This is a genomic window from Synechococcus sp. RS9907, assembly GCF_014279615.1.
Classification (GTDB): Bacteria; Cyanobacteriota; Cyanobacteriia; order PCC-6307; family Cyanobiaceae; genus Parasynechococcus.
Genome location: NZ_CP047944.1, coordinates 1,676,093 through 1,692,292 on the forward strand (window position 1 = coordinate 1,676,093; position 16,200 = coordinate 1,692,292).

The window sequence follows — 16,200 nt, forward strand, 5'->3', positions numbered from 1 at the left end:
CCACTTCAAACTGACGATTGCAGTTCATCGTTGAGGTGATCGAATCTTCAACGGGCAGCCCACATTGCCTCGGGGTGAACCACCTCAATGCCATGGGCTGCTCTGAGCTCCACGAGTGGAACAGCGAAGAGTTCCGGCGGGAACTGCCCACGCCATTTTTTGTGGACTGAGCGGCTTTTTCGCCAAAGCGCCGGCACGAGCAGAAGAGAGCGCCAGAAGGTGCGCAGCGTGTCCCATTTGAAGTAGTAGGCGTTGATCTGCTTCGGCTCTTCGGTCCTGAAGTAACCGCGGAGATAGGACGCGATGTCGACGTCGACGCACATCAGCGTGTACCTGTCATTGCAGGCTTCATCAAGGTCGGCAGTGTGCGTCCCAAAGATCACGTGGCATGCATCGTGACGGGTGAAGAAAGCGGCCGCCGCGGAGTCGGCCTTCCGGCGGGTGTCATTCAGTCCGTTGGCTCGCCAGTACTCCTCCAGGCCCTGCTGCAGCGTCAACTCGCAGTCCTGGAGCTGGCATCTAATCAGAAGCAGGTATCCGCAGCCTCACCTGGAGTCACCAGCAGCCCGCAACGTCGATGGTCATTACCAAGCTGGCTGCACGCCTCATCGGTCGTGGTATCGGCAGGCCAGGATCACCAGTGTGTCGCCCTCCAGTCGGTAGACGAGGCGATGTTCGTCATCGATGCGGCGCGACCAGCAGCCCGAAAGGTTTTCACGCAGCGGTTCCGGCTTGCCGATCCCAACGAAGCAATCACGCAGGCAAGCCTGGATCAGTTGGTTGATCCGTCGCAGCTGCTTGCGGTCCTGACCCTGCCAGTAGAGGTAGTCCTCCCAGGCAGCGGCAGTCCAAGCCAGGCGATCAGCTGCCGGCATCGAGCGAATCGACTTCGTGCTGATTGGAATCGATCAGGGGATGCCTCAGCAGCTCACCGCGCTCGGCCTGTTCCAGGGAGCGCTGCAGATGGGCAGCATTGGCGGAAGAGCGAAGCAGATGGACTGTTTCCATCAGGCTGTTGTAGGTGTCAAGCGACATCACCACGGCGCTCTGGGAGTTGCGCCGCGTGATCAGAGTCACATCGGCATCCGATTCGACGCGATCCAGAACCGCCTTAAAGCTCTCGCGGGCCTCGGAAAAGGTGACGACCTGCATTGCACTCGTCCAAGTTCTTGTACAACACCCTAGAGCCGGCTGGCGCGTCACGCTGCAGCACTGTTCAGATCGTGACCAATACCCCTTTGCGGGGGAGCCATACGGCTTTGGAGGGCACCGGAAATGGTTGGCCTGCGTGACTTGAACCCTGTCGGTTGACCCGGAGCACGCGAGGGCAACCCCATCGAGGCACTGGCTTGCTCGCTCGGCAAGGATCAAGCCATGCACCCCTGCGGGGTGTCCTTGCCTGCGCTGCGCTGCCGTGCCTCACCGGTGGGGTCCCTCGCGATAGCGCTCCATGGCCTCCGCAGTTCCAGCACTCTCCTGCCCGATCCGTTTCCTCTGCATCCATCGCTATACCCCCGGCCTCCGCAAAGGTGGCGCCAGCCCCTGCGAGCAGCGGTGGCTGGGCAAGCGCGGCAAGCCGGTGAAAAAAATGCGCCTGATTCCCGCTGAGCGGGCCCATCAGATCGCCCGCAAGCTGCAGGGCACCCCAGGGGTCTCCGTCTCGGTGCTCTGAGCCAGCGGGCCTCGGCTCCGCCTTGGCGTCTGCCCAGCGGCCGGCATCCGCCGGCGGCTGGGTTCTCTCGCATCACCCCGTTGGAACGCCGCATCTGCAGCCAGGGCATGCAATCCCCTCAGAGCATCGCCAAGGGGAACGGCTGATCGGCCTTGGAACCCTGCAGGGCACTCATTCCTCGACCCGATGGAATCCGCAGCCCTGATTGGCCTGATCCTCTTCCTGATCTCCGAGATTCTTCCCTTCACGCCTTGGAAGGGGAACGGCATCGTCCAGCAGCTGCTGGCAACGGCCCGCCAGCTGTTCCCCCACCAGAGCCACACCAACCAGTGAGCCGCGATCGCGTGTTCACGCTGACTGAAACCCTGCAGGCGCTCTCCGTTGAGGTGATCCGGCGCCTGTGGGATGCCGGTCAGTACAGGGACAACACATGGCTGCGGTCGTGCCACGACAACTGGATCGTGGTCTGGGCGGGCTGGCGCGCCCAGCTCAGCATGCGCGACGTTGACCTGCAGGCCGAGCAGCTGGTCGAGACCTGGTCACAGCAGGACGACGAGCGCTTCCTCTTCACGGAAGAGGAGCAGGGCGATACACCGCTCGGTGGTCCGATGCGCCTGAAGGCCACCTGCATCGACGACGACGACGACGAGCAGCCATGAAAAAAGGGCCCTCTTGCGGGGCCCAGCACCGACACCGCCCGCGCTTCAGTCAGGCGGAGCAATGGATGCGCGTGAAGTTCTGGATGGTGCTGATTGCCTGGTTGAAGTGCGGAAGATCGCGGAGGTCCTTGGAGTTCTGGGAGCAGTTGGTCACCGCGTGGGTGTAAGCCTTCTCGTCCTGATCCACCTCGCTCCAGTAGTGGAGCGCATGGATGTGTGGCTCGATGCAGAGGTGCATCGCTGAGCGGGTGGGATCACCAAAGACCCGCATTGAGAGGTCCTGGGCGAGGGTCTGCTTGAACTGAATCGGATCGAAATAGCAGTCGATCTCGCCGACGACAGGGCGAAACAGCTGGAGACCTGCATCGAGTTCAATCCAACGCTTCACGGAGAAGCCGTGGGTGGCCTGGCAGGTGGCGACATCGATCACTTCGATCCGACCGATGTCCCGGCCCTTGGCACTGAGAACCATCGGGTCCCATGCGTTGTGCTCAAGCAGCTGATCAATGTCCGCTGCGGTGCCGAGGGTGGCGAGAAGGAGATCGCGCATGAACAGCTCCGGGGAAACTCCAATAACCCTGATTCGATTCCGAACAGAATGTGTTCGAACAAGAACCAGTTCGTAGTCGTACAAGAAAGCTACCCACAGTGAAAAACAGCGCGCCATGGGCTTCAGCTGAGGGATGCCTGAGAGACCTCTGAGTCAGCACAGTGCTGACGAGCAACGTTGCCGCAGCTAACAGGTGGGGCAACGCGTCGCGATCCGCATGGCGTCCCAGCGCCCTGAGCAAGGCCATCGGCTCAACCTGCCGGATGGCGACTACATCCTGGTCGTCGCCGGATGGCACAACGACATCCAGCTCTGGATGGAACACGGGCACTGGACCCCGATGGCCCTGCTGCCCGAGATGCTCGATTCCAGGGAGGTCTATGTCTGGGACATGGACGAGCGGCAGCTCGGTTACTGCTTTGAGGTGGAGCACTGGGAGCCGATGGGCGGAGGGAGCCGCGTCTACAGGCCACATCTGAGCGCGATGGAAACCCTGCTCGACCCAGTCACCTGGCCAGCCTCGCTGGAAGCGGTGATGAACAAATCGATCACCGGCGATGCGGATCGGTGGGCTTTCGTCCCTTGCTTTGAGGCGAGCTTCGTGCCGACGCAGCTGCTGGACGATGCCGTGAAGGTGGACCCGCTGACAGCGATTTCCATGTCCTCCGTGGCCCGGGCCCGCTGCTTTGACGCCTACCGCAACGTGAGCCTCGCCCAGCGGGAGCGCGATTTCCGGATGCTGGTCTCAACCGGCTGCCTGCCCAGCGCTTACAACGGAATCGACCTCGAGGAGCTGATCACCGCCTGGCTCAAGCAACCCTTCTTCTCCCACAGGATGCTGTCAGCCATCAGGCGCGACCCCGCGACCTTGACCTGCCAGAAGACCGCAGCGGCGTAGCCGCCCCTGGGAAACCGCCGCGGACTCAAATCTGTACTGGTTCGAATCCAGATAGCTTGAGCAAGCAGATGCGGCTGGCCATGAAGAGCGACTGGGTCAGCACCAACGAAATGGCCGCCATCGCAGCCTGCAGCACCCGGACCCTGCGCCGGCTTCAGGCCACTGGCTTTCTGCGGGAAGGTGGGACCAGCGGCCACTGGATCAAGGTCAACCCGGAAGCTCCGCGTTCGAACCACCTCTGGCACCAGACCCGAACCTTGCTCCGCCTCGGCCGCGTCTGAGCAGCTCAGTCTTCGTCCTGAAGAGCGTCGATCATCTTTCGCTGCTTGGCGTTCTGGCGCTTGAGCTTCTCCAGCTCAGCCATCAACGTGGCCATCTCCGCGGAAGTGCTGGCTGCTTCCACCAGAACCTTGGCGGGCGTGATGGTGTTGACGGCCTTGCTCGCTGACTCCGTGAAGGCCTCGATCTCTGAGCGCATCAGCAGATCCTCAGGCATCCACTTGAGATAGGTGTTCTTGTGCTGCTGGAGGGAGTGCCCCATCCAGAAGGCGTGTTTCTCCATCGTCAGGTGACGGGTCTCCGGATGGGTAAACAACCGGATCGCGTAGGCATGCCGCAGGTCGTAAACCATGCAAGGCGCATCCTCATCCGATTCGGGGCCCGCGTCCCAGGAGGCGCCCATCAACGGCTTCACCTTGCCCCTGGTGAGCTGCTGGCCGAGGCCAGCGTCGGCCACCCGGGAATTGTTGAGCGGCTCCATGCCGCGGGCTCCTTCCGCCCATTTGATCTTGTAGGTGGCGATCCACTCCGCATGGAAGCGATCGAAGTTCCTGCGCAGTCCGAACTCCTCGATCCAATCAATCGGGCAGGCCCGGGCGGGATGGCGGAAGGTCTTGCAAAGGGGCTTGGCGGGAACCATCACGAACCCCGCCTCATTGATGCCCTTCAGGTGCCAGAGCTCCGAGGGCCGCAGGCCATACACAGCCACCATCGCGAAGGCCCACTGATGCAGAGGGCGCTCGATCGCCTTCAGCCATTCGTAAAGAACCTGGTCGCTGGGGATGGATCGAGGCTTCTGTCCGCCGGTCACCCGCTCGCGCTCCTGCTTCGTGGGCCGCCGTGCGCTCTGCCTCTCGAGCATCAGGTCATAGGCCTCGCCGCCCATGAAGCCGTACTTCTTCAGATCGGAGAGGAATTGAAACTGCTTCCGGTGCTTGCTCCAGTTCTTGTATGGATCGGTCTGGTTGATCCATGCCTCGAGGCGCTCGATCCGAACAGGACCTGAGAACGTCTGACACTGACGCAGGAAGCTTCGGTTATCTGCCTGTGAACCTTCCTTCACGACTCGCTCGCTGTACTTCGCCCAGAAGGCGTCCATCAGGGTGATCCAGGTGTGGCCCTTGCCCTTGGCCGCAGCAGGGCCGACAGCATTCGCCCAGCCTTTGCGATGAGCCTCGAGACACTTCTCGGCGCAGGCCTTGATGTCCGCGTCACTTTCGTGGCGCCAGTGCCGAGAGCTGAATTCGTTGACGAGCTGCCCGTCAAAGAACTCCCGGATGTAGATGACGGGCGAGCGTGCCTGCTTGCGCATCCGATACCGGCAGCGCTCTTCAGCGAGCCGTCGCTGCCACTTCTCCCACTCGGAGACCTTTCGACGTGATCCAGGTGCCATTGCGTTCCTCAAAGCTGGTGGAGGGCCAGCCGGCTGATGTGCCAGCTTTCGAGGTGGACCGACTAAAACGGTTCGTTTATTGAACAGTTTTTTCGCGATCACGCTCCCTTCAGGCTACCGAGACCGCCATTTACTGGGTGACCCAGGTCACCCACCAGACGTCCTAAGTCGACTTTTCCTGTCAGGAATCGCATCGGTTGCGCCGATCTACCCCGAAAAGCAAACGCCAGTGAGAGCAATAAAAAAGGCCCTGTTTCCAGGGCCTGTCAGGAGTGTGATTTGGTGGCGGGGGGGAGATTTGAACTCCCGACCTTCGGGTTATGAGCCCGACGAGCTACCAGACTGCTCTACCCCGCGGCGACCTGAAAATCATACATGTCGGTGTCGCAGATGACAGCAAAGTCACGACTGCAAGGCACCGGACACGCTGAGCTTGACGCTCGGGTTCACGACCAGCAACTGCTCATCGAGCTCGTCTAGCCCCATGGGTGTGAGCCACTCGAGTTGACGCAAGAGGTGCAGGGCAACCGCTTGCTTGGCACGACGGGAGCCGTCTTCGACCTTGATGGCTACTCCAAGACCTTCACCAACACGGCTGAGGCATTGAATGCCCTCTGCACCGCCCTTGCTCAAGACCTGACCGTGGCTGCGCCGCATCAGCTCGGTGTCGAAACGACCCTCACCGGCCACAAGGTCGGGATGACTCAGCATCGCCCGACTGATCTGCTCGAGTTCGGCATGTTGTGAGGCACCGAGATGGGCATAGAGCAAGGCCATCTGCGCCAACTGCAACACCAGGGTGGGAGCGCCACAGTCATCCCGTTCGGCCACCAATTCCTGAGCAGGCAAACCGATCAGTTCAGCGACCCTGCGGTTCACTTCGACCTGCAGCGGGTGGTCCTGCTGGAGATAGGTCTCGATCGGCCAGCCCATCTTTCGGCTGGTGGCCAGGAAGGCAGCGTGCTTGCCGGAACAGTTGTGCTGAAGCGGACTGTCAGCCCCATTCGGCACAGGGCATTGAAGTGATGCGCTGTCCAACTCCGCTTTCCAGAGCAACCGGAAGGCTTCCCGGGCGTGAGCATTGGTGCCCGCATGGGACGCGCAGCTGATGGCGATGCCCCGTTCATCAACATCCAGCTGGTCGGCGGTGCCACTGCTGAGAAACGGCAGGGCCTGAAAAGGCTTCAGTGCCGAACGAATGAAACTTTCCAAGCCGGGGTTTCCTGCCGACATCAACACCCGTCCTCGGCCATCACAGACCACGGCATGAACACGGTGCACCGATTCCGTGATCGATCCGCGCCGCAAGCAGACCTCAAGGGGGGCTGACCCGGACCGGGCTGCAGGGCTGAAGCCCGAGGGCAAAGTCATCGGAACCCCGATTGGTTCAGAGAGCCTGACAGAGACTGGCACCGGCCAGCATCAAACCCGCTGAGGTGGCCATGGCCCGTCCCAGACGACCCAGGATCGGACGGACCTCATGCCGGGCCACCAGCAGGTCGCGTTCCCGCCAGGACAGAGGCTTTTCCCAGGTCTGTCCGTCGTACCAGCCGGACTCCTCATAGTCGACGGACTCACGCAAAAGCCGCTGCATGACGTAGGTCCAGCCCAGCCATTGCCGCACCAGCAACAGGAGGGGCAGCACAAGAGCAGCCACGGCGGCTGCAGCCAGGAGCCGGGGCGGATCCTGCTTCAGGGTCCAGCTCCCACTGGCGATCAGGCTGCACACCGGCAGCATCAGCAACCAGAAGCCCACAAGGCGTTGGCTCAGGCGAGGTTCCTGACCCGCTGGCCAGGAGAAAAACCATGACTCGCAGAGCTGTTGAAACTCCTCAAGAGGCCGCTGCTCCGGTGGAACGGGGCAGGACACCGCTTCTGGCATGGATCAAGCGGCTACTTCACCGACGGTAAGAAGGTTCGGCTTTCGCCGTGACTCCAGAACGCCTCAAGGTCGTAGTAACCGCGCTCATCGGGCATCAGCACGTGAACGATCACATCGCCGTAATCAAGAAGCGCCCAGCGCCCCTCATTCAACCCTTCCTTGCGCAAGGGAAGCAGGTCAGCCTCAGTCTCCAGGCGGTCTTCAACCGACCGGGCAATGGCACGCACCTGAACGTCGGACTGGCCGCCGGCGATCACCATCCAATCCGCCAGGCTGGACACCTCATCCACACGAATCAGACGGATGTCGGTGGCCTTGCGGTCATCGCAGGCATCGGCCACCAGTTCAGCAAGCTTTTCGCTATCCATAAACGTTCTCACTGGTAACGGAGCTGCGTGAGCCCTCCTGTTGGGCCATTTCAGCTCTGGCCTTGCTGGCACTCTTGCGCAGCGCCTCAAGCCGGTCTTCGTAGTAGCTGCGGCGGCTCTTCTTGCGGGTCTTTTCGACCAGCTCCTTCAACGCGCCGCCAAGACTGCGATAAGCGTTCGGAACGCTGTAGCCAAATCGGCAGGCCAGATCAATCGCACGCTCGTCGGCACTGATGGCGTCCTGCAGGCGTTTTTCGGAATTGTTCTTCAGGTAAAGCCGATACCCCGCAAAGCCGGAAAGGCCGAGGGCCATCAACAGCAGCAGGCCGTCCTGAACCCACAATTCACCGATGGCACCGCCAAGACCGATGGCCAGAGCAGCCATCTCCCAACCGTCCCGGGGAATCGTGTCGTTCTGGATCCGACCAACTTCATGCCAAAACAGCAAATTGCGGTGATCCAACGCGAGGGCATCCCATTCGTCGAGATCCACCTGGATCTCCACTTCATCCCGGCCGATTTCCTCAAGGGTGATCAATGGAGGATCGACTGCAGCAGCTGACTCCACAAACACCCAGCTCTGCATTTCCGGTGGCAGCAGCCCCTTCAGGCGCTGGAGCTCACTCATTGCAACTCTGGTGCTGATCTCTCTTCACCGTAGCGAGGCCAAGTCCCCCAGTTGGGGCGAGGCCGCGTGAGAGGCTTGATCTGTTTGGCCAAGGACGATTTCCCATGCCGAGGCGGTCTGATCTGCGTCGCATTCTCCTACTGGGATCTGGTCCGATCGTGATCGGCCAGGCCTGTGAGTTCGATTACTCCGGAACCCAGGCCTGCAAGGCCCTCAGAGCCGAGGGATATGAAGTCATCCTGATCAACTCCAATCCGGCGTCGATCATGACCGACCCGGAGATGGCGGATCGCACCTACATCGAGCCGCTCACGCCGGACGTGGTGACACGGGTGATCGAGCAGGAGCGCCCGGATGCTCTGCTGCCGACCATGGGCGGGCAGACCGCCCTCAACCTGGCGGTCACCCTGGCGGAAAACGGCACCCTCGATCGCTTTGGCGTTGAGTTGATCGGTGCCGATCTCAAAGCGATCCAGAAGGCAGAAGACCGTCTGCTGTTCAAGCAGGCCATGGAGCGCATCGGGGTGAAGGTCTGCCCTTCGGGCATCGCCTCATCTCAAGAAGAAGCTGAAGCCGTCGGGGCAGCGATCGGAAGCTTCCCCCGGATCATCCGGCCCGCCTTCACCCTGGGGGGAAGTGGCGGGGGCATTGCCTACAACCCCGAGGAATACGCAGCAATCTGCAAGAGCGGGCTTGAAGCGAGTCCGGTGTCTCAGATTCTGATCGAGCAATCGCTCCTGGGCTGGAAGGAATTCGAGCTTGAGGTGATGCGTGATCTGGCGGACAACGTCGTGATCGTCTGCAGCATCGAAAACCTCGACCCCATGGGGGTGCACACCGGGGACTCGATCACGGTGGCTCCGGCCCAGACCCTCACGGACCGGGAATACCAGCGGTTGCGCGACCAATCAATCGCCATCATTCGGGAGATCGGTGTCGCAACGGGCGGCAGCAACATCCAGTTCGCGATCAATCCCGACAACGGCGACGTTGTGGTGATTGAGATGAATCCCAGGGTGAGCCGGTCGTCGGCCTTGGCCAGCAAGGCCACCGGCTTCCCGATCGCCAAGATCGCCGCTCGCCTCGCCGTCGGTTACACCCTCGACGAAATCCTCAACGACATCACCGGCAAGACCCCTGCCTGCTTCGAACCGACGATCGATTACGTCGTCACCAAGATTCCGCGCTTCGCCTTCGAAAAATTCCGAGGCAGTCCAGCGGTGCTCACCACCTCAATGAAATCGGTGGGCGAAGCGATGGCCATCGGCCGTTGTTTCGAAGAGTCGTTCCAGAAAGCCATGCGTTCCCTGGAAACAGGGTTCTCGGGCTGGGGAGGCGACCGGGAGGAACCGGAACTCACTGATGCTGAACTGGATCGTCAACTGAGGACCCCCTCTCCGGAGCGCATCCTCAGCGTGCGAACGGCGATGGTGCGCGGACGCAGCGATGAGGAGATTCATCGGATCAGCTGGATTGACCCCTGGTTCCTCGCCAAATTGCGGCGGATCATTGAGGCGGAGGCCAGGCTGATCAAGGGCAAAAGCCTGGATCAGCTGGATGCCGACAGCTTGTTTGAAGCCAAGCAGCTGGGTTTTTCAGACCGACAGATCGCCTGGCACACCAAAAGCGACGAGTTGGCGGTACGTCAGCGGCGCCATCAGCTCGATGTTCGCGCCGTCTTCAAAACCGTCGACACCTGCGCAGCGGAGTTCGCTTCCTCCACTCCTTATCACTATTCAACCTACGAGCGTCCCCTGCAGACCCTGCAGGCCGACGGATCCCTCAAGCCCCTTCCCGCTTCCTCCGAAGTGAGTCGTCGCGAAGACGGCCGCAAGATGATGATCCTCGGTGGTGGACCCAACCGAATCGGGCAGGGCATCGAATTCGACTACTGCTGCTGCCATGCCTCCTTTGCAGGGCAGGATCAAGGGATCACCACGGTGATGGTGAACAGCAACCCGGAAACGGTGTCCACCGATTACGACACCAGCGACAGCCTCTACTTCGAACCGCTCACGCTGGAGGACGTTCTCAATGTGATCGAAGCGGAGCGTCCCGATGGCGTGGTGGTCCAATTCGGTGGACAAACGCCTCTGAAACTCGCGATTCCTCTGCTGCGCTGGCTGGACAGCAATGAAGGGCGCGCCACGGGCACCAGCATCTGGGGCACCTCCCCTGAATCGATCGACCGGGCCGAGGACCGCGAGCAGTTCGAAGCCATCCTCCGCGATCTGAACATCCGCCAACCCCGCAACGGCTTGGCACGCAGCGAGGAGGAAGCACGGGCCGTGGCCACACGAGTGGGCTACCCGGTCGTCGTGCGTCCCTCCTACGTCCTGGGCGGACGAGCCATGGAAGTGGTGTTCGACGAAGAGGAACTCAACCGCTACATGCGCGAAGCCGTACAGGTGGAGCCCGACCATCCGGTGCTGATTGACCAGTACCTCGAAAATGCTGTTGAGGTGGACGTGGACGCCCTCTGCGATCACACCGGTGCTGTGATCGTCGGTGGTCTGATGGAGCACATCGAACCGGCGGGAATCCATTCCGGCGACTCAGCCTGCTGCCTGCCCGCGGTTTCCCTCGGCGAGGCGGCACTGAACACAATTCGTGAGTGGAGTCGCTCCCTGGCGCAAACGCTCGAGGTGCGGGGTCTGATCAACCTTCAGTTCGCCGTGCAGCGCAACACCGATGGTTCGGAAGTGGTTTACATCATCGAAGCCAACCCCCGCGCCTCCAGGACGGTCCCCTTCGTCGCCAAGGCCACAGGTCAACCTCTCGCTCGCCTGGCAACCCGACTGATGGCGGGCGAAACCCTGGCCGACATCGGCATGACCAGCGAGCCGAAGCCGCCGCTTCAGTCGATCAAGGAGGCGGTGCTGCCGTTCCGGCGCTTCCCGGGGGCCGACTCGGTACTGGGGCCGGAAATGCGCTCCACGGGAGAGGTAATGGGTTCCGCCGACAGTTTCGGCATGGCCTATGCCAAGGCTGAGCTCGGCGCTGGAGAAGCGCTGCCCACCCAGGGGACGGTGTTCCTCTCCACCCACGACCGCGACAAACAGGCGCTGGTGCCCATCGCCGCTCGTCTGATCGAACTCGGGTTCGATGTGACGGCCACATCAGGCACGGCTCAGGCGCTCGCCAACGCGGGATTGAAGGTGCAATCGGTGCTCAAGGTGCACGAGGGGCGCCCCAACATCGAGGATCAGATCCGCTCCAATCAGGTGCAGTTGGTGATCAACACACCGATTGGCCGCCAAGCCGCCCATGACGACAAGTATCTGCGTCGGGCAGCGCTCGATTACGCCGTTCCAACGGTGACGACCCTCGCGGGAGCACGGGCAGCGGTGGAGGCGATCTCAGCGCTCCAGCAAGAGCCGAGGCTCAGCATCCATGCCCTGCAGGACGTGCACGCCATGCAGCGTTAGGCCACCGGTAGGGTTGCGAGAGCCACCTCAACGCTGTGACAGCCTCCGTTCCCGTTAAGCCTGGAAGCGACCTGCGTGATGACTTCCGTCGCGCCTACGAGAACCGCTACACCTGGGCGCCTGGATTCTCCGGCTATCGCGGCCGCTGCATCTGGCAGCAGGGCGATCAACGGGTCGAGGGCACCTTTGAGATCGGTGCCGATCTCAAAGCCAAGGTGGACGGCATTGAAAACGAAGAGATCCTCAAGGCGGTGAATTCCCAGCTCTGGGAAGTCGCGATCCATCGTGTGCGTCGCAGCTTCGAGCAGACCCACGGTGAGAACACCTTCACCGCGGGAGACACCAACGAAGTGGGAACCGAAGTGCTCGTCGGCGGCAAGGGAGCCGGGGACAAATACCGCATCAAAGATGACGTGGTGACCATGGTTCATCGCCACATCCACGGCACCGTCGTGACGATCTACACCACCGATGTCACCGACACGGGTGCGGGCTACCTCAGCCACACCTACACCAGTCAGTACGCCGACCCGGCAACGGGAGAAGCCCGGGGCGGCCGCAGCAGCTTCAAAGACAGCTTCGCTGCTCTTCCTGGAGATGGTCCCTGGGTGCTGACCGAGCGGGTTGTGACCACCGAGGCCCATGGCGATACCCCCGCCGGAAGTCAGACCTTCCGTTTTGAAGATCTCGAATCGCTCTGAGTTGATTGCCGGTGCAAGCCGGCTATGAGACCATCCGCCCAAACCTGTTGAAAGGCATGGGCGGAGTCGAGTCGACCATTCAGGCCATCAATGGCCCGATCAACAGCGTCGTCTGGGGATGGCCCACCGTCCTTTTGATTGCCGCGACGGGCATTCTTCTGATGGTGGGCCTTCGGTTCATGCCCCTGCAACGGCTGGGCTATGGCATCTCGATGATGCTGCGGCCGGCTGGAACACAAACAGAAGGGGAGATCAGTCCCTTTCAAGCCCTGATGACGTCGTTGTCGGCCACGATCGGCACGGGGAACATCGCCGGTGTTGCCGGAGCCATCGCCGTTGGTGGACCTGGTGCCGTCTTTTGGATGTGGATCATCGCGATCTTCGGCATCGCAACCAAGTACGCCGAAGCGGTGCTAGCGGTTCAGTTCCGCGAAACCGATGGGGACGGCAACCACGTGGGTGGGCCGATGTATTACATCCGCAACGGACTCGGCAGCGGCTGGAGCTGGATGGCGGGCCTGTTTGCCCTCTTCGGCATGTTGGCGGGATTCGGCATCGGCAATGGGGTTCAGGCTTTTGAGGTGTCGTCTGCCTTGAGCCTGATCGGCATCCCGAAGCTGGCGACCGGAGTCGTTTTGGCGGCCCTGGTCTTCGCTGTTGTAATCGGGGGCATCAAACGCATCGCCCAGGCGGCCTCCGCCATTGTTCCGTTGATGTCGATCCTCTACGTCGCGGCATGCCTTCTGGTGTTGCTGGCCAATCTGGGCAGCGTGCCTGAAGCTTTCGCCACGATTTTCTCCAACGCCTTCTCTGGCCAAGCCGCAGCCGGTGGGGCCCTCGGTCAGGTGGTGCTGATGGGCTTCAAACGGGGCATCTTCTCCAATGAAGCGGGCCTGGGCAGCGCTCCAATCGCTCACGCAGCTGCCAAAACCGATGATCCCGTTCGTCAGGGCACGGTGGCCATGCTGGGCACCTTCATCGACACCCTGATCATCTGCACGATGACCGCCCTGGTGATCATCACCACCAAAGCCAATCTGATCCTCGATGCAGCCGGCGACAAGCTCAGCGGCGCAGACCTTTCCATCGCTGCCTTCAACACCGGCATCGCCGGCAGCGGCGTGGTGGTCACCCTGGGACTGGTGGTCTTTGCCTTCACCACCATCCTCGGTTGGAGCTTCTATGGCGAACGCTGCACCACCTACCTATTCGGTGATTCCGCCGTGCTGCCCTTTCGTCTGACTTGGGTGGCTGTGGTCGTGATCGGTGCTGTCGCCGGCGACCGCGGCGTGATCTGGTCGATTGCCGACACCCTCAATGGCCTGATGGCTCTGCCCAACCTTGTGGCCTTAATCCTGCTGTCCGGAACCGTGTTCAAACTCACCAAGGCCTATAGCTTCAGCGAGTGAGCAGAACGACCGTAATAAAAAAGGGGGCGTAACAGCCCCCTTTTTATTGGCAGTCAATCAACCCTGATCAGGCAACGGCGTCACGGACTGGAGCTTTTCATTGAGCTGCATGGCGAGGCTCTGACGACCCACCGCCAGAACCTTGAGGGTGTCTTCATGCATCCGCAGTTGAGCATCAGCAACCTGCATGCCACGCACGAGCTCCTTGAGCTCATCGGGAAGCGTATTGAGGTCGTAGCGCTTGCCCTCAAAGGTCAAGACAGGGTTGTTAGCTGCGGAGTCAGTCATCGTTCGTTGCCGGGATTGCGTGGAACCAGCGGCCAGATCGTAGAGGGATTCAGGACTTTTGCCGATCTCGAATGAACTGTCGTTCGCACAATTCGCGATATCGCCCACCACGCTGCATCAACTCGTCGTGGGTTCCTCGATCGACAACCGCACCTTTTTCAAGAACCACAATGCGATCGGCCTCCTGCACCGTGGCCAGACGATGGGCGATCACCAACACCGTTCGTCCCTTCATCGCCTGCTTCAGGCCGAGTTGCACCGCAGCCTCGGCTTCAGCATCAAGGGCACTGGTGGCTTCATCCAGCAGCAACAGCGCTGGGTTGCCAAGCACCGCCCGGGCAATGGCAATCCGCTGCAGTTGGCCACCGGAAACATTGGTTCCCCGTTCTTCGAGCTGGGTGTCATACCCATCGGGCAAGGCACGGATGAAATCATCCGCATTGGCCAAGCGCGCCGCATCGCGCACCTCGTCATCCGTCGCACGACGGCCGAACCGAATCGCTTCGGCAATGGTTCCTGAAAACACGGTTGTGCGCTGTGGAACCAAAGCCACCTGCTGACGCAGCTCACGGGCCCGCATCAAGCTGATGTCGGTGCCGTCGAGACGGATCTCGCCCTGTTGCGCCGTGTTGAACCGGAGCAGAAGCGACAGCAGGGTGCTTTTACCCGCACCGGAGGGGCCAACGATGGCCAGCACCTGGCCCGCATCCACCCGCAGATTCAGCTGACGCAACACCGGCTGGGCTGGGTCATAGCCGAAGCTCACCTGGTCAAAGACCAGATCACCCTGAAGTGCACCGATGGCTTGCGCATCAGCTGGATCCGCAGCCTCCTGAGGCTCTCGCTCGATCTCCCGCAGACGTCGCAGCGACGCCTGACCCTGCTGAAATTCGTTGAAGTTGTTGGTGACGTGGGCAATGGGATCGATCAGCACGATCAGCCCTGTCAGGTAGCTGCTCAGCCCGGCAATACTCAGATCACCACTCTGGATTCGCCAGGCTCCAAGGGCCAGAACGGCAAACAGACCCACCACCTCGATGATGCCAACCACCGGATGCTGGAGCGCCACAAGGCTGTAGGTGCGGTGGCGGGCCTGCCGATGTTGATCGATTTCCGTCTCGAAACGGTCCTGCAGCCAGGGTTCGGCGGCAAAAGCACGCACCAGGGGCAAACCTTCGATGGCCTCACCCAGCAGACCGGCCAGTTCGCTCACCTTTTTCTGACTGCGTTCCGTGGCCGCCATCACGCGAGCACCAAACAGGCTGATCAGCCAGACGATCACCGGCGCCAGCAAAAGGATGGCCAGCGTCAATTTCCAGTCAAGCCAGAGCATCATCCCCAGCACCGCAACGAGCTGAAGAACGCTGGGGACCGTGTCGTGAATGGTCTTGTACAGCACCTCGCTGACGCGATCGGCGTCTTCGGTGAAGCGGTAGGTGAGATCACCGGCCGAGAGCTTCTCCAGTGCCCCCAGCTCCACGGTCTGCAGGCGGCGGAACAGATCACGCCGTAAGTCCTGGCTCACCAGCAATGCAGGCCCGGCAAGAAGCGAGTCTTGACCGAATTGAGCGATCTTCTGAACAGCAAAGATCAGCAACGCCAGCCCGATCAGCTGAAGCACGCGAGCCAGATCACCCGATCCCAGCGCGGGAAACAAGTCCCCGGCCAGCTGAACGAGCAGCGGAAAGCTGCCGACGTAAATCACCATGCAGCAGCCCCCCCAGAGCAGTTCCCGCAGATGAGGGCGAAGCAACGGCAGCAGCCGGCGGAATCCAGCCTGGGATGGGGTCAGCATCGCGGCACAGTATCAATGGTGAGCTCAAAAATCTGCCCAATGAAGCTGGATCAGTTCCTCAAATGGAAGGGTTGGGTCTCCACCGGCGGTGAAGCGAAGCAACGCATCCAGATGGGTGAAGTGGAGGTGAATGGGAGCGTTGAAACCCGGCGGGGCCGTCAGCTTTCCCCGGGAGATCGGGTTGTGCTTGCTGGTGAGGAGTCCGTTGTCGGGGATGAGAACGCGACCGGGCCGTAAGTTGGCTGCCACA

Annotated in this window: 21 protein-coding genes and 1 tRNA gene; 10 read left to right on the plus strand and 12 right to left on the minus strand. The window is 61.3% G+C overall.

From position 1 onward, the window contains the following. Positions 1-47 precede the first annotated feature (47 nt). The 3 genes from SynRS9907_RS09280 to SynRS9907_RS09290 form a co-directional block, all read right to left on the minus strand. Complete coding sequence (locus SynRS9907_RS09280; protein ID WP_188020793.1) at positions 48-497, minus strand: hypothetical protein; 450 nt, start codon at positions 495-497, stop codon at positions 48-50. 108 nt (positions 498-605) lie between these two features. Beyond that, complete coding sequence (locus tag SynRS9907_RS09285; protein ID WP_188020794.1) at positions 606-875, minus strand: Txe/YoeB family addiction module toxin; 270 nt, start codon at positions 873-875, stop codon at positions 606-608. After that, the gene (locus SynRS9907_RS09290) at positions 862-1,152 is read right to left on the minus strand and encodes a type II toxin-antitoxin system Phd/YefM family antitoxin (protein ID WP_186513732.1); all 291 of its coding nucleotides are present in this window, start codon (positions 1,150-1,152) and stop codon (positions 862-864) included. Before SynRS9907_RS09290 ends, SynRS9907_RS09285 begins: the two co-directional genes overlap by 14 nt. A 298-nt stretch (positions 1,153-1,450) precedes the next feature. On the opposite strand from SynRS9907_RS09290, the gene SynRS9907_RS09295 reads away from it, so the two are divergent. From SynRS9907_RS09295 to SynRS9907_RS09310, 4 genes are read left to right on the plus strand one after another with little or no spacing between them, the layout of a single operon-like run. Continuing rightward, positions 1,451-1,672, plus strand: coding sequence for a hypothetical protein (locus SynRS9907_RS09295; RefSeq protein WP_188020795.1), 222 nt, complete (start codon positions 1,451-1,453; stop codon positions 1,670-1,672). Positions 1,673-1,694: 22 nt separating this feature from the next. Beyond that, on the plus strand, positions 1,695-1,877 hold the full coding sequence (locus SynRS9907_RS09300) for a hypothetical protein (RefSeq protein WP_188020796.1): 183 nt from the start codon (positions 1,695-1,697) through the stop codon (positions 1,875-1,877). After that, on the plus strand, positions 1,859-2,005 hold the full coding sequence (locus tag SynRS9907_RS09305) for a hypothetical protein (RefSeq protein WP_188020797.1): 147 nt from the start codon (positions 1,859-1,861) through the stop codon (positions 2,003-2,005). Before SynRS9907_RS09300 ends, SynRS9907_RS09305 begins: the two co-directional genes overlap by 19 nt. Further along, on the plus strand, positions 2,002-2,331 hold the full coding sequence (locus SynRS9907_RS09310; protein ID WP_188020798.1) for a hypothetical protein: 330 nt from the start codon (positions 2,002-2,004) through the stop codon (positions 2,329-2,331). The genes SynRS9907_RS09305 and SynRS9907_RS09310 overlap by 4 nt, the downstream gene beginning before the upstream one ends. A gap of 49 nt (positions 2,332-2,380) precedes the next feature. Here SynRS9907_RS09310 and SynRS9907_RS09315 read toward each other — a convergent pair whose 3' ends face one another. Continuing rightward, positions 2,381-2,881 carry a hypothetical protein gene (locus tag SynRS9907_RS09315; protein ID WP_188020799.1) on the minus strand — a complete coding sequence of 167 codons (501 nt, stop codon included), beginning with the start codon at positions 2,879-2,881 and terminating at the stop codon, positions 2,381-2,383. A gap of 193 nt (positions 2,882-3,074) precedes the next feature. Here SynRS9907_RS09315 and SynRS9907_RS09320 point away from each other — a divergent pair, with 193 nt between their 5' ends. Both SynRS9907_RS09320 and SynRS9907_RS09325 read left to right on the plus strand, forming a co-directional pair. Next, positions 3,075-3,779 (plus strand): hypothetical protein, encoded by a 705-nt coding sequence (locus SynRS9907_RS09320; RefSeq protein WP_223157656.1) that lies wholly within the window; start codon positions 3,075-3,077, stop codon positions 3,777-3,779. Positions 3,780-3,859: 80 nt separating this feature from the next. Continuing rightward, entirely contained in the window at positions 3,860-4,060 is a 201-nt protein-coding gene (locus tag SynRS9907_RS09325; RefSeq protein WP_188020801.1) for a DNA-binding protein, read from the plus strand. A 5-nt stretch (positions 4,061-4,065) separates the two neighbouring features. Here SynRS9907_RS09325 and SynRS9907_RS09330 read toward each other — a convergent pair whose 3' ends face one another. The 6 genes from SynRS9907_RS09330 to SynRS9907_RS09355 all read right to left on the minus strand — a co-directional run bounded on the left by SynRS9907_RS09330 (position 4,066) and on the right by SynRS9907_RS09355 (position 8,329). Next, positions 4,066-5,451 (minus strand): hypothetical protein, encoded by a 1,386-nt coding sequence (locus SynRS9907_RS09330; protein ID WP_188020802.1) that lies wholly within the window; start codon positions 5,449-5,451, stop codon positions 4,066-4,068. Positions 5,452-5,731: 280 nt separating this feature from the next. Continuing rightward, positions 5,732-5,808, minus strand: a tRNA-Met gene (locus tag SynRS9907_RS09335). A gap of 45 nt (positions 5,809-5,853) precedes the next feature. Next, complete coding sequence (locus SynRS9907_RS09340) at positions 5,854-6,822, minus strand: asparaginase (protein WP_188020803.1); 969 nt, start codon at positions 6,820-6,822, stop codon at positions 5,854-5,856. Positions 6,823-6,838: 16 nt separating this feature from the next. After that, positions 6,839-7,333, minus strand: a complete 495-nt coding sequence (locus SynRS9907_RS09345) for a CGLD27 family protein (RefSeq protein ID WP_186510214.1) — start codon at positions 7,331-7,333, stop codon at positions 6,839-6,841. 11 nt (positions 7,334-7,344) lie between these two features. Continuing rightward, entirely contained in the window at positions 7,345-7,701 is a 357-nt protein-coding gene (rsfS, locus tag SynRS9907_RS09350; protein WP_038554011.1) for a ribosome silencing factor, read from the minus strand. After that, complete coding sequence (locus SynRS9907_RS09355) at positions 7,694-8,329, minus strand: DUF3318 domain-containing protein (protein ID WP_186510213.1); 636 nt, start codon at positions 8,327-8,329, stop codon at positions 7,694-7,696. Before SynRS9907_RS09355 ends, rsfS begins: the two co-directional genes overlap by 8 nt. 104 nt (positions 8,330-8,433) lie before the next feature. On the opposite strand from SynRS9907_RS09355, the gene carB reads away from it, so the two are divergent. Genes carB through SynRS9907_RS09370 form a run of 3 tightly spaced genes read left to right on the plus strand, consistent with a single transcriptional unit; the run spans position 8,434 to position 13,867 of the window. After that, entirely contained in the window at positions 8,434-11,757 is a 3,324-nt protein-coding gene (gene carB, locus SynRS9907_RS09360; protein ID WP_188020804.1) for a carbamoyl-phosphate synthase large subunit, read from the plus strand. A gap of 35 nt (positions 11,758-11,792) precedes the next feature. Beyond that, the gene (locus SynRS9907_RS09365) at positions 11,793-12,458 is read left to right on the plus strand and encodes a DUF3386 domain-containing protein (protein WP_186510211.1); all 666 of its coding nucleotides are present in this window, start codon (positions 11,793-11,795) and stop codon (positions 12,456-12,458) included. Between the two features lie 56 nt (positions 12,459-12,514). Beyond that, positions 12,515-13,867: a sodium:alanine symporter family protein gene (locus SynRS9907_RS09370; protein WP_188022424.1), complete on the plus strand. Its 1,353-nt coding sequence runs from the start codon at positions 12,515-12,517 to the stop codon at positions 13,865-13,867. 57 nt (positions 13,868-13,924) lie between these two features. Here SynRS9907_RS09370 and SynRS9907_RS09375 read toward each other — a convergent pair whose 3' ends face one another. Both SynRS9907_RS09375 and SynRS9907_RS09380 read right to left on the minus strand, forming a co-directional pair. Further along, on the minus strand, positions 13,925-14,155 hold the full coding sequence (locus tag SynRS9907_RS09375) for a DUF6447 family protein (protein WP_188020805.1): 231 nt from the start codon (positions 14,153-14,155) through the stop codon (positions 13,925-13,927). A 49-nt stretch (positions 14,156-14,204) separates the two neighbouring features. Then, the gene (locus SynRS9907_RS09380; protein WP_188020806.1) at positions 14,205-15,950 is read right to left on the minus strand and encodes an ABC transporter ATP-binding protein; all 1,746 of its coding nucleotides are present in this window, start codon (positions 15,948-15,950) and stop codon (positions 14,205-14,207) included. A 39-nt stretch (positions 15,951-15,989) separates the two neighbouring features. Here SynRS9907_RS09380 and SynRS9907_RS09385 point away from each other — a divergent pair, with 39 nt between their 5' ends. Next, the gene (locus SynRS9907_RS09385) at positions 15,990-16,187 is read left to right on the plus strand and encodes an RNA-binding S4 domain-containing protein (protein ID WP_041435023.1); all 198 of its coding nucleotides are present in this window, start codon (positions 15,990-15,992) and stop codon (positions 16,185-16,187) included. Positions 16,188-16,200: the final 13 nt, after the last annotated feature.

Coding starts and splice junctions, on each gene's coding strand:
- SynRS9907_RS09285 (WP_188020794.1), bottom strand. CDS start 875: ATGCCGGCAGCTGATCGCCTGGCTTGGACTGCCGCTGCCTGGGAGGAC.
- rsfS (WP_038554011.1), bottom strand. CDS start 7,701: ATGGATAGCGAAAAGCTTGCTGAACTGGTGGCCGATGCCTGCGATGAC.
- SynRS9907_RS09380 (WP_188020806.1), bottom strand. CDS start 15,950: ATGCTGACCCCATCCCAGGCTGGATTCCGCCGGCTGCTGCCGTTGCTT.
- SynRS9907_RS09305 (WP_188020797.1), top strand. CDS start 1,859: ATGGAATCCGCAGCCCTGATTGGCCTGATCCTCTTCCTGATCTCCGAG.
- SynRS9907_RS09290 (WP_186513732.1), bottom strand. CDS start 1,152: ATGCAGGTCGTCACCTTTTCCGAGGCCCGCGAGAGCTTTAAGGCGGTT.
- SynRS9907_RS09315 (WP_188020799.1), bottom strand. CDS start 2,881: ATGCGCGATCTCCTTCTCGCCACCCTCGGCACCGCAGCGGACATTGAT.
- carB (WP_188020804.1), top strand. CDS start 8,434: ATGCCGAGGCGGTCTGATCTGCGTCGCATTCTCCTACTGGGATCTGGT.
- SynRS9907_RS09325 (WP_188020801.1), top strand. CDS start 3,860: ATGAAGAGCGACTGGGTCAGCACCAACGAAATGGCCGCCATCGCAGCC.
- SynRS9907_RS09370 (WP_188022424.1), top strand. CDS start 12,515: ATGGGCGGAGTCGAGTCGACCATTCAGGCCATCAATGGCCCGATCAAC.
- SynRS9907_RS09340 (WP_188020803.1), bottom strand. CDS start 6,822: ATGACTTTGCCCTCGGGCTTCAGCCCTGCAGCCCGGTCCGGGTCAGCC.
- SynRS9907_RS09345 (WP_186510214.1), bottom strand. CDS start 7,333: ATGCCAGAAGCGGTGTCCTGCCCCGTTCCACCGGAGCAGCGGCCTCTT.
- SynRS9907_RS09330 (WP_188020802.1), bottom strand. CDS start 5,451: ATGGCACCTGGATCACGTCGAAAGGTCTCCGAGTGGGAGAAGTGGCAG.
- SynRS9907_RS09295 (WP_188020795.1), top strand. CDS start 1,451: ATGGCCTCCGCAGTTCCAGCACTCTCCTGCCCGATCCGTTTCCTCTGC.
- SynRS9907_RS09375 (WP_188020805.1), bottom strand. CDS start 14,155: ATGACTGACTCCGCAGCTAACAACCCTGTCTTGACCTTTGAGGGCAAG.
- SynRS9907_RS09385 (WP_041435023.1), top strand. CDS start 15,990: ATGAAGCTGGATCAGTTCCTCAAATGGAAGGGTTGGGTCTCCACCGGC.
- SynRS9907_RS09355 (WP_186510213.1), bottom strand. CDS start 8,329: ATGAGTGAGCTCCAGCGCCTGAAGGGGCTGCTGCCACCGGAAATGCAG.